Genomic DNA, 11,532 nt, shown 5'->3' with positions numbered 1-11,532 from the left:
TATTACTCTTCGCTCAGCGCGGAGTTCGCGCGCTCAGCCGCTTCCTCGAGAGCGGCCTGCGGTTCGCCCTGCCCCTGAAGCACTTCGGCGATGGCATCCGCGATCGCTTCCGACAGGCCGACGTAACCCGGAACGGTCGGTCGCGCCTGCTTCGCGTTGGCGTTGTTCTCGGCCATGATGTCGAGTCCGGGATAGTTCTCGACTTGGGCGGCAAACGCCTCAGAATCCGCTGACGAGGCCCGGATCGGGAGGTTGCCGACCTCGACGTTCCAGCGCTCATCCTGCTCCGCCGACGTGAGCCACTTGGTGAACTCGAACGCCCAGTACTCGCGGTTCTTGTCCTTGTGGTCAAACAGCGCCCAAATGTCCGGTCCCGAGACTGTGGTGTGGTCGCCATCGGTTCCCGGCAGAACGGTCACGCCGTAGTTCGTGCCGGCGGTGTTGAGGTCGTACAGCTGCCACGGGCCCGAGGTCATCATCGCGATCCGGTCGGTTGCGAAGAGCTGCGCGAACTTCGTGTCGGTCTGGTCGAGGTAGACGCTCTTGTCATCGACCGCCATGCCCTGCAGGAAGGTCAGTGCCTCTACTCCTGCATCGGATGCGAACTCCGCGGTCTTCTCGTCGTCGCTGAGGATTGCACCACCGCGCTGCCACAGGTGTGGCCAGAACTGCCAGGTGGTTTCTTCCGATCCGGAGACGGAGTAGGCGTATCCATAGGTGTTGGTCGCGGCATCCGTCAATTCAGCAGCCGCCGCACGGAAGTCCTCCCACGTCCAGTCGGCGGTCGGATACGCGACACCGGCAGCGTCGAACACCGTCTTGTTGTAGATGAGCGAGAGGTTGTCGACGATGGCGGGGAACCCGATCGTCTTCTCCCCCGTCGGCTGCACCGTCTTGCGCGCGGCGTCAGAGAAGTCGTCCCACTCGACGTCGGCCTCAGCGACCTGGTCGGTGATGTCGAGGGTGCGGTTCGAGCGTTCGAGCTGGCTCGCCCACGACCCGAAGGCGTAGGAGATATCGGGGTATGACCCGCCGGCGAACCCGGCGGACAGCTTCTGGAGCAGGTCCTCGGTGGACGAGGCGCCGGGCGACAGATCGATGGTGACGTTCGGGTGTTCTTCCTCGAACTCCTCGGCCAGGGACTCCAGGATCTTCTGGGCGTCGTCGGTCTGTCCGCTCCACATCGTGATCGTGACGTCAGCGTCCTCATCGAGCGTCGTCGCGCCCTGGGAAGATCCGCCGCAGGCTGTCACTCCGATCAGAACCGCGACGGTGCCGAATATAGCGGAGACGCGCCCGATACTCCGGGCAGTGCGTGTGTGGCGTCCGATCCTCATGGTGTCCTCTGTTCCTGGTGGGTTGGCGTGTGGGGTAACGAGCGGGGCAGCTCAGGTGAGCACGATTGAACGGGTGAGATGACGGGGAGCGTCGGGGTTGAGGCCGCGTGATTCGGCGAGCGCAACGGCCAGTCGCTGGGCCTGAACGAGTTCGACCAGTGGGTCCGCGACGGAGGTGACGACGTGAGCGCCGGTCGCTTCGATCTGCTCGACGAGCGCAGGATCGGTGTCACCGAAGATCCAGACGACGGATGCCTCGCTCGCGACGGCCAGAGGGCCGTGACGGAAGTCGAGAACGGGATACGACTCCGACCAGGCCTGGGCGGCCTCACGGATCTTGAGCGCGGCCTCCTGGGCGAGGCCGTAGGTCCAGCCGCTCCCGAGGTAGACGAAGTGGCTCTTTCCTTCGATGCTGACCGGAAGAGGTGCGCTCAATGCGGCCTCGGCCTGCTCGACAACCCCGGAGATGTCGTACCCGAGCGCGGCCCGTGCCAGAAGGAGGAATGTCGTCGGGAATCTGGTCTGGACGACGGATTGCTCATCGGCGAAATCAAGGCCGAGCACCGTGTCAGCGAGCTCGGTGACCGGGGATTCCGAGACCCCCGTGACCGCAATGCGGTGGACACCGGACGGAACCTCGCGCAGTGCGTCGAGTACTTCGGTCGTGGTGCCCGAGCGGGTCAGCGCAATCACGGTGTCGTAATCCCGCCATGCCCGCGGTTCTGACGCGTACGCGGCATCCGTTCGCCCCCAGCCGCCCTGCTCACGCAGTGCCGCAAACGACTCGGCGACGTACGCCGACGTGCCGCACCCGATGACGAGAACATTCTCTCCCCGGCGGCAGAGCGCATCGCGCGCCGCGTCGAGGCCGCCGAGGGCTTCCCGCCACGTGGCGGGCTGACTGGAGATCTCGAGCTGGGTGATCGTCATAGAGAGTCCGATGGTCGAGGGAGCGATCCGTCGAGCGAGGGAGAGAGCGTCCTCGACCCGTCGTTGGGTTGTCACACAGTCTCGGGGAGAACTGCTCACCTGACAAGAAAAATGTCTGAGTTAATCATTTCGAGTGATTGATTGCTACAGGAAGGTTTCGGCGGGCGAAACGGGCGCGACAAACGGCGCCTCCCCTTCCTCGATCGATCGATCGTGGAAGGGGATGACGATTCCGACAATGCGGAGTCGGTTACGCTCCGACCGACGTCAGGTCGTGGTCGAGGGTGCCTCCGAGTTCACGAGGCAGGTATTGCGCGTGCGCCGCGGTGAGCTCGTCGCACAGCGCCCATATCTGCGCCGGGGTGAGCGTCGAGGAGGCGTTGGGATCGATGAGGACCGCCTGCCGCACCCGCTCCGGATCGCCGTGGCGCGCGGCCTCGATTGCCAGGGCAGCGACGGAGAGGTAGGTGCGGTTGAGTGCGGCCCCCTGCTCGGCGATCGAACCGACCGCGATCGGGTGCACCCCTTCCGCGTTCACGAGCGCGGGCACCTCGACTACGGCACCCTCGGGCAGGTTGTCGATGAGCCCAGCGTTGACGACGTTGACGTGGATGACCCGCTCGGTCCCTGTGAGGATCGAGTGGATCACCTGTGGCGCGTACTCGGCCGCTCCGTCATCGAGTTCGAGATCAGCGCCGGAGTCGAGCGCCTCGCGGGCGGCGTGGAACTCCGCGACGTTATCGTCGCTGATGCCGATGTACTGCAGCGGTTCGATCCGGAAGTGTTCGATCTGTGCCGGATCGCGCAGGAACCACGACAGGTATTCGGACGAGTGCTCACTCGTCTCGGTCGGATAGAAGCCGATGCGCCGGAAGATCTCGGCGCGCACCCGGCGCTGCAGCTCGGGGTCCGACTCGATGAGCGCACGGAGTCGTGGATAGAGGTCTTCACCGTTGTGCGACCACTCGTAGAGCCAGGACTGGTGGTTAACCCCGGCCGCGCGGTAGTGGGTTTCCTCGAGCGGAACACCGACGAGATCGCAGAGATCGTTGACGGTCCAGTAGACGCTGTGGCAGAGGCCGAGCGTTTTGATGTTCGGCGCGACCACCGACGTCCACCAGACGTTCATCGCCATCGGGTTCGTGTAGTTGAGGAACCAGGCGTCAGGGCACAGGTCCTGCATGTCGCGGGCAATCCCGCTGAGCACGGGGAACGTGCGCAACGCGCGGAACACTCCGCCGACGCCCGTCGTGTCGCCGATTGTCTGGAGCAGGCCGTGCTTCGCCGGGATCTCGAGATCGACCTTCGTGGCGGCGACGCCTCCGACCTGAATCATGTTCACGACGAAGTCCGCACCGGCAAGCGCAGCTCGACGATCCTCCGTGACCTCAAGGTCGAGCGCCCTGCCGCGCCGGCGCGCGACCTGACGCGCTGTGCCCTCGGCGACAGCCAGGCGCTCGGCGTCGATGTCGTGCAGCACGATGTTGAGCGTCGGCAGGTCATCGAAACGCAACAGGTCGTTGAGGAGCTGGCGGGTGAAGACGACGCTTCCCGCGCCGATGAAAACAATTCGAGGCATGCCGAGAGTCTGGCCCGCCTTGCGCGAATCGTGCAACCAATTGAGCGAAAAATGGCTAAAGTGAACAACCGTACTGCTCGCTCATCGACCCGACGGAGGTTCCCGTGACACTGCCCTGGACAGGAACTCCGCGGCTGCGAGCCGCCTCAGGCAAGCGATCGGAGCGCATGCTTTCCATCCTCGAGGTCGTGTCAGAGCGCGGAACGATTAGTTTGAGCGATCTCGCTGAGACGCTCGATGTCTCAGCCGCGACTGCTCGGCGCGATCTCGCCGAGCTCGAAGCCCAGCGACTCTTGCTGCGCACCCACGGAGGAGCGGCCGCAATCGAGTCTCATCCGGAGCTTCCCGTTCCCCTTCGCGACTCGAAATTCCACGAGGCCAAGCGCGCGATCGCAGCCCACGTTGGGAGCCTCATCCCGAATGGCGGTCGCCACGCCGTCGCGCTCTGTGGCGGCTCAACGACGTCTGCCGTTGCCCACGCGCTCTCAAACCACCGTGAGCTCACCATCGTCACCAACTCGCTCACCATCGCGGGACTCATCACGACCTACCCACAGCTGAGCGTGGTGATGACGGGCGGAACGCTCCGGGCCGAATCGCTCGAACTCGTCGGTGTGCTCGCCGAGCGTACGTTCAACGCCATGAATGTGGGCACCGCCATTCTCGGGGCCGACGGAATCTCGGCATCCGGTGGGGTGACGACGCACAACGAGACCGAGGCGCGCACGAACAACGCGATGATTCAGAACGCGCAGTTCGCCATCGTCGTCGCCGACGGGTCGAAGGTTGGCAGGCTCGCCCTCGCCGAGGTCGCGCCCATCACCGATATCAACCTGCTGGTGACGGATGCCTCCGCTGACGCAGACGCCGTGGCGGCGATCCGCGCTGCCGGTGTCGATGTGCACATTGTGGCGGCCTGAAGCCCCGCGCCCCCGGCATCCGCGCGCACCCGCCCGCATCCGCGCCCTCCCCGCCCGGCGCTGCACATCCATGCCCGCGCTGCAGAAGCTTCTGTAGCGCGGGCATGGAACTGCCGCGCTCGCGCGACGGAGACCGCGTACGCGCGCCCTACGCCGAGCCGCGCCGCACCATCTGGGTCGGCAGCGTCATCGCTGCAGCCGGGTTCCCGTCGATCACCTCGAGCAGGAGCCGCACCATCTCCGAGCTGATCCGGTCGAACGGCTGTTTCATCGTCGTCAGCTGCGGGTTCGTCTGGGTGGCGACAGGAGAGTCATCGAAACCAACGACCGCGACATCCTCCGGCACCCGCCGCCCCGCCTCTGCCAGCACATCGAGCGCGCCCGCAGCCATCAGGTCATTGCCCGCGAACACCGCATCGATCGACGGGTCACGCTCGAGCAGTTCGCGCATCCCGCGCATCCCGCTCGCCCGCGTGTAATCGCCAATGGCAATGAGCGACTCGTCTACCGCGGCACCGAGCTGGTCGCGATACCCAGCAAGCCGGCCGATCCCGCCCGATGTGTCCTGCGGTCCGGTGATCGTCGCAATCCTCGTGCGCCCGAGGTCCTGCAGGTACTCAACGGCGGTCTGCGCCCCGTGCTGATCGTCGGCGGCGACGTAGCCGATCTTGCGTTCAAAGCCCAGCGGGATGCCACAGGCGATCGCCGGCACCTTCGACCGCACGAGCTCGGACAGAAACCCCTGCCGACCGGCGTGCGAGGAGACGAGCAACACCCCGTCAACGTGCCCGGCGGTGATGAAGTCGGTGACCCGGCGTTGCTCCGCCTCGGTCCCGGCCATGAGCAACACGAGGGGAATGTCGCGCTGCTCGAGCGCCTGCGCTGCACCGCGCATCAGCAGCGAGAAGTTCGGGTCTTCGAACAATCGCTCATGCGGTTCGGTCAACAGGAACGCCACCGAGTTCGCCCTGCTCGTCGCCAGGCTCCGCGCGTGCGGGTTGATCCGGTAGCCGGTCTTCTTGATCGCAGCATTCACCGCCGACAGCGAGTCAGGGCTGACCCAGTGCCCGCCGTTGAGTACGCGCGACACCGTGCCGCGGGACACCCCGGCTTCAACGGCGACGTCGTCGATCGTCGGCCTGCGACGCGGTCCCTGGGTGCTCACGCCCCCAGCATAGGTGACCCGGTTCGTCACGCCTTCACCGCGCCAGCGGCGAGGTCCACCTTCCAGAAGCGCTGCAGCAGCAGGAACAGGAGGATGAGCGGGATGACGGAGAGCAGCGCCCCGGTGATCACAAGCGTGTAGAGCGCAGGCGCCGTCGCACCCTGGTTGAGCAGACCGCTGAGCCCAACGGTGATCGGGAACAGGTTGTCGTTTCCGAGCATGATGTACGGCAGCATGAAGTTGTTCCACACAGCGACGAACTGGAACAGGAAGATCGTGACGAGCCCGGGCAGCATCATCGGTGTGGCGATCTTCGCGAAGATCCCCATCTCCCCCGCACCCTCGGTGCGTGCGGCTTCGATCACGTCGGTGGGTACGGATGCCGCGGCGTAGATCCTGGCCAGGTAGATGCCGTACGGGCTGATGAGCTGCGGCAGCAACACGGCCCAGTAGGTGTTCGTCAGCCCCACTTGCGCCATGAGGAAGTACTGCGGAATCGCGAGGATCACGCCGGGGACCAGCACTCCCATGAGCAGGATCTTGAACACCATCGACTTGCCCGGGAAGGTGAACTTCGCGAGCACGTACCCGGACAGTGCCGACACCCAGGTGCTGATGAGCGCACCGACGCCAGCGTACAACGCGGTGTTCAGCATCCAGCGCCAGAACAGGCCGTCGCGATACTGCGTCAGCTCGACGATGTTCTCCCACAGGTGGGTGCTCGGCATCAGGGTGAACGTGGAGAACAGCTCTGCGCCGTTCTTCGTCGACGCCATGACGACCCAGAGCACCGGGAAGAGGCAATAGAGGGCGCCAAGAATCAGGATGCCGGTCGAGACGAAACTGATCGGCTCGCGTTTGGCCTTCGCGTGGGGCGCGGCGCCGGTCGACCGGACCCGGGGTGCGGAGAGAGTGGTCATGTCAGTCTTCCTGTCCGAAAGCGCGCTTCTGGACGATGCGGAGGAATAGGAACGAGAGCGCGAAGGTCGCGATCGCGATCACCATCGAGGTCGCTGCCGCCGAGTAGATGTCGTCGCGGGTGAACGCGTCACGGTAGACGAGCATGAGCGGTGACCAGCTTGTTGAGAGGCTGTTCGACAGCGGACGGAGGATCGTCGGCTCGCTGAACACCTGGAGCGTGGCGATCATCGAGAACAGACCGGTCATCACCAGGGCGGGCGCGATAATCGGGATCTTGATGCGGAGCGCGATCTGCACCTCGCTCGCGCCGTCGATCTTCGCGGCTTCGTAGATCTCGGTTGGCACGGCCTTGAGCGACGTGTAGATGACGATCATGTTGAAGCCGACGCCGCCCCACAACGCGATATTCGCGATGCCGAAGAGCACGAGGCCACTCGACAGCATGCTCGGCACGTCCCAGCCGAGCAAATCGAAGATGTAGTAGAACGGGCTGACCGCCGGCAGGTAGAGGAAGCCCCAGAGCAGTGAACTGATTACGGCGGGCACCGCGTACGGCAGGAAGATCGAGATGCGGGAGAACCCGGCTGCCCGGGTGCGCTTCGAGTCGAGCAGCAATGCGAACAGCAGGGCGAGCGCGAGCATCGTCGGGATGAGCACGACCCCGTAGAGCAGGACCCGGCCGACGCTGGCCGCGAACTCGGGGTTGGTGAAGGTGCTGATGTAGTTCTCGAAACCGGCGAAGACGCGGGTCTGTCCACCGGAACCGAGCCCGAGACCGACGACCTTCTTCTTCTGGAAGCTGAGGAAGAGCGTGTACACGATCGGCGCGAGCATGAACAGGGTGAACAGCAGGATGCCCGGCGCGAGCATGAGATACGGGGTGAGCACCCGCGTGCGGAAGTTTCCCGGCCGCTTTCGGGCGGCATCCGTTCGCCGGCTCTTTCCAGGTGCGGATGGCGCCTTCTTCGGCGCGGGTTCAGCGAGGGATGTCACGGAGATCTCCGGGGGTTGAGGCCACCGGGGCGCTTGAGGCGCCCCGGTGGCGGGTGTTAGTGCGGGCGACCTATTTGACGGTGAAGCCGCTCTTGGTGAGGTCGTCCGTGGTGATCTTCTGCATGGCAGCGACCGCGTCGAGGAAAGCCGTGATGCTCTTCGACTCGGCAGCCTTCGCGAACTCGTCGTTATATGCGCTGAACGTCACGTTGACGTTCGGTCCATAGCTGAACGGGGATACGCTCTCGGCTGCCTTGGCGGCGACATCGTAGAAGTCGGCCTGATTGCTGAAGAATTCAGGTGATTCGGTCAGCGCTTCGGCCGCGGCCTCGGTCGCCGCCGGATAGATGCCCGACGTGTCGATGAGGGCCTGGATGGCCTCAGGGTCCGTGTTCAGCCACTCGATGAACTCCATCGCCTGCTCCGGGTGCTTCGACTGCGTGGTCACTGCGGTCGACGAGCCGCCCCAGTTGCCGTTGGATGCCTCACCGGACTCCCAGTTCGGCAGCTCGGCGGCGACCCACTTGCCGGCGGTGTCGGTCGCGTTGCCCCCGAGTACGCCCGGTCCCCAGACGGAGCTGACCCAGCCGGCCTGCGTTCCGTCGTTGAGACCGGCGTTCCACTCGGGGGTATACATCGGCTTGTTGTCGATGACGCCCTCTTCGACGAGACCGCCCCAGTACTCAGCGACCTTCTGCGTGGGCTCTTCGTCGATCTCGACGCCCCAGCTCTCACCGTCAATGGACCACCAGGAGGCGCCGGCCTGCTGCGCGAGTCCGGTGAACCAGCCCGCGTCGTTGGCCGAGAACGTGCCGAGGTACTTCGTCGGGTCTGCGGCGTGCAGCGCACGGGCGGTTTCGGCGTACTCCTCCCACGTGGTCGGGATGCTGAGGCCGTGCTGGGCGAGGATGTCCTCGCGGTAGTACGCCATCATGGGGCCGGTGTCCTGCGGGATCGCGTACACGGCGTCGGAGCCGAGGGTGACGGAATCCCAGACGGATGCCGGGAACTGGTCGGCAACGTCACTTGCGCCGCTCTCGGAAAGGTCAGCGAGAGCATCTGATGCCACGAGTGTCGGGATCTTCTGGTACTCGGCCTGGATCAGGTCGGGAGCGCCGCTGCCCGCCTTGATCGCGGTGAGCAGCTTCGTGATCGCGGGGTCGCCGCCGTCCTGCTTGTTGACGGTGACCTGAATGTCGGGGTTGTCTTCGTTCCAGATGTCGACGACCTTGTCGAGGTTGGGGGCCCAGGCCCAGTAGGTGAGCTCGACCGGACCGGAGCCTCCGCCAGCGGAGTCGCCTCCGGCGGAGCATCCGGTGAAGAGCATGGTTGCGGCGGCTACGGATGCCAGCGCTCCCATGCGGACTGATGAACGCATGTCGTTCTCCTTGTGGCTGTGATGTTGTGCAGGGGCGGTGCAGCGCGTGCTGCAGCCTGCGAAGTCGGATCGTTGACTTCGAGCGGAGAACGGCACTGTACCTGTGAGCGGTTCTAGTAAGGCACACAGCCGATCGAGTTGTCAAACAGCTTGTCTGCGTCATTGGCCGCAATATATGCTGTGATAGAACTGGGAGCGCGCACAGTGGGTGCGTGTGTCAAAGGAGATCAGTACATGTCGTGGATTCCCGGTTCAAAAGGCCTTCGTTACGGTGGCGACTACAACCCCGAACAGTGGGACCGCGAGACCTGGCTCGAAGACATCGCACTCATGAAAGAGGCGGGCGTCAACCTCGTCAGCATCGGCATCTTCTCCTGGGTGGTACTCGAGCCGCGTGAGGGCGAATACCACTTCAGCTTCCTCGACGACATCATCGGCCTCCTCGCGGATGCCGGTATCGACGTCGACCTCGGAACCCCGACTGCCGCTCCCCCGGCCTGGTTCTGGAAGAAGTACCCGTCCGCCCACCCGGTCACCCGCGACGGCCGCACGCTCGGCTTCGGTTCGCGAGGAATGGTGAGTCCGAGCTCACCCGAGTACCGGCGCGCGAGCGTTGCGATCGCGACAAAACTCGCCGAACGCTACGCGCAGCATCCGGCCGTCGTGATGTGGCACGTGCACAACGAATACGGTGCGCCGATCAGCGACAGCTACGACGATTACTCGGTGGCCGCATTCCGGGACTGGTTGCAGGCCCGCTACGGCACGCTCGACGCGCTCAACCGCGCCTGGGGAACGCGGTTCTGGGGCCAGTCCTACGGCGAGTGGGACGAGATCGACGCGCCGCGGGTCTCAGCGAGCACGTCGAACCAGGCCCAGCGACTCGACTTCCAGCGATTCACCTCCGACGCCCTGCTCGCCTGCTTCATCGGCGAGCGCAACGCGATCCGGGCATTCACCGACGCACCGATCACGACGAACTTCATGGCAACGAACTGCCCGTCCATCGACTACTGGAAGTGGGCGAAGGAGGTCGACATCGTCGCGAACGACCACTACCTCGTTGCCGAGCGCACCGACAACCACGTGCTGCTGGCGATGGATGCCGACTTCACGCGTTCGCTCGCCGGGTCCAGGCCCTGGATCCTGATGGAGCACTCCACCTCGGCGGTCAACTGGCAGCCGCGCAACATCGCCAAGCGCGCCGGCGAAATGGCCCGCAACAGCCTCTCCCACGTGGCGAGAGGGTCGGATGCCGTGATGTTCTTCCAGTTCCGTGCGAGCCGGTTCGGCGCCGAGAAGTTCCACTCGGCGATGCTGCCCCACGGCGGCACCGGCACGCGCATCTGGAAGGAGGTCGTGCAGCTGGGCTCCGACCTCCGGGCACTTGAGCCTGTCGCCGGATCGCGGGTGACGGCATCCGTTGCCATCGTCTGGAGCATCGAGTCGTTCTGGGCGCTCGACCTGGAGTGGCGGCCCTCCGTCGAACTCGGACACCGCGAGCGCATCGAGGCGTTCTACGGCGCGCTGTGGGGCTTGGGCGTCACCGTCGACTTCGTGCACCCGAGCTCGGACCTGTCGGGGTACGACGTGGTCTTCGCGCCGAACCTCTACCTCCTCGCTGAGGCAGACGCTGCGAACATCGACAGCTACGTATCGAGCGGCGGCACACTCGTCGTCTCGTACTTCTCCGGCATCGTCGGCGAGAACGACGAGGTCCCTGCCGGTGCGTCGCCGGGAGCGCTGCGCGACGTGCTCGGCCTGTCGATCGAGGAGTTCCTTCCGCTCTACGCCGAGCAGTCCGTTGCGCTCAGCGACGGGTCGACGGGCAGCGCGTGGGCGGACGACATCGTGCTCGACACGGCCATGACTGTCGCGACCTACGTCGACGGCCCCGCCGCCGGCAAGCCCGCGATGACCCGAAACGACCGCGGATCGGGCACCGCCTGGTACGTCTCGACGAAGCTCACCGGCTCCGACCTGCGCGGGTTCGTAACCGCGGTGCTCGGCGACAGCGGCGTCGCGGTCGACGCGCCCCCCGCTGGCCTCGAGGTCGTCACGCGCTCGAGCGATTCCGAGAGCTTCACCTTCTTCATCAACCACGCGGATGCCGCTGCTCCGGTTTCGATCGAGGGCACAGACGTCGTCACGGGTGAACCGGTGTCGGCCGGTTCGGTGGTTCCGGCCGGCGGGGTGCGCGTGGTGGCGACCGCGCGGCGGTAGCCTCCCCGGGCATCCGCCCCGCCCCGGGCCGCGGCATCCGTGCGCGCCCTCATCCGCCCGGCGCTGCACATCCATGCCCGCGCTGC

General features: G+C 65.4%; 9 protein-coding genes. 2 read left to right on the top strand and 7 right to left on the bottom strand.

All coding sequences use genetic code 11. The annotated features are described in order from the left end of the window. Nucleotides 1-2: 2 nt before the first annotated feature. The 3 genes from AC1C2N_RS02160 to melA all read right to left on the bottom strand — a co-directional run bounded on the left by AC1C2N_RS02160 (nt 3) and on the right by melA (nt 3,846). Nucleotides 3-1,337: an ABC transporter substrate-binding protein gene (locus AC1C2N_RS02160; RefSeq protein ID WP_483405384.1), complete on the bottom strand. Its 1,335-nt coding sequence runs from the start codon at nt 1,335-1,337 to the stop codon at nt 3-5. Nucleotides 1,338-1,388: 51 nt separating this feature from the next. Continuing rightward, the gene (locus AC1C2N_RS02155; RefSeq protein ID WP_495432677.1) at nt 1,389-2,342 is read right to left on the bottom strand and encodes an SIS domain-containing protein; all 954 of its coding nucleotides are present in this window, start codon (nt 2,340-2,342) and stop codon (nt 1,389-1,391) included. 175 nt (nt 2,343-2,517) lie between these two features. Continuing rightward, nucleotides 2,518-3,846: an alpha-galactosidase gene (gene melA, locus AC1C2N_RS02150; RefSeq protein WP_483405382.1), complete on the bottom strand. Its 1,329-nt coding sequence runs from the start codon at nt 3,844-3,846 to the stop codon at nt 2,518-2,520. Nucleotides 3,847-3,950: 104 nt separating this feature from the next. On the opposite strand from melA, the gene AC1C2N_RS02145 reads away from it, so the two are divergent. Continuing rightward, nucleotides 3,951-4,766 (top strand): DeoR/GlpR family DNA-binding transcription regulator, encoded by an 816-nt coding sequence (locus tag AC1C2N_RS02145; protein ID WP_495432675.1) that lies wholly within the window; start codon nt 3,951-3,953, stop codon nt 4,764-4,766. A 148-nt stretch (nt 4,767-4,914) separates the two neighbouring features. Here the strand turns inward: AC1C2N_RS02145 and AC1C2N_RS02140 are convergent, their stop codons facing one another. From AC1C2N_RS02140 to AC1C2N_RS02125, 4 genes are all read right to left on the bottom strand, one after another. Beyond that, nucleotides 4,915-5,931, bottom strand: a complete 1,017-nt coding sequence (locus tag AC1C2N_RS02140) for a LacI family DNA-binding transcriptional regulator (RefSeq protein WP_495432673.1) — start codon at nt 5,929-5,931, stop codon at nt 4,915-4,917. A gap of 26 nt (nt 5,932-5,957) precedes the next feature. Continuing rightward, nucleotides 5,958-6,851, bottom strand: a complete 894-nt coding sequence (locus tag AC1C2N_RS02135; protein WP_108390236.1) for a carbohydrate ABC transporter permease — start codon at nt 6,849-6,851, stop codon at nt 5,958-5,960. A gap of 1 nt (nt 6,852) precedes the next feature. Beyond that, nucleotides 6,853-7,845 (bottom strand): carbohydrate ABC transporter permease, encoded by a 993-nt coding sequence (locus tag AC1C2N_RS02130; protein WP_232528894.1) that lies wholly within the window; start codon nt 7,843-7,845, stop codon nt 6,853-6,855. A 70-nt stretch (nt 7,846-7,915) separates the two neighbouring features. Then, entirely contained in the window at nt 7,916-9,223 is a 1,308-nt protein-coding gene (locus AC1C2N_RS02125) for an ABC transporter substrate-binding protein (RefSeq protein ID WP_483405378.1), read from the bottom strand. Nucleotides 9,224-9,457: 234 nt separating this feature from the next. Here AC1C2N_RS02125 and AC1C2N_RS02120 point away from each other — a divergent pair, with 234 nt between their 5' ends. Further along, entirely contained in the window at nt 9,458-11,446 is a 1,989-nt protein-coding gene (locus tag AC1C2N_RS02120) for a beta-galactosidase (RefSeq protein ID WP_495432671.1), read from the top strand. Nucleotides 11,447-11,532 lie beyond the last annotated feature (86 nt).

It is taken from the genome of Mycetocola sp. Y791 (assembly GCF_059445325.1).
The sequence above is the reverse complement of the archived record's forward strand: the minus strand, read 5'-3'. Positions and strand labels throughout refer to the sequence as shown.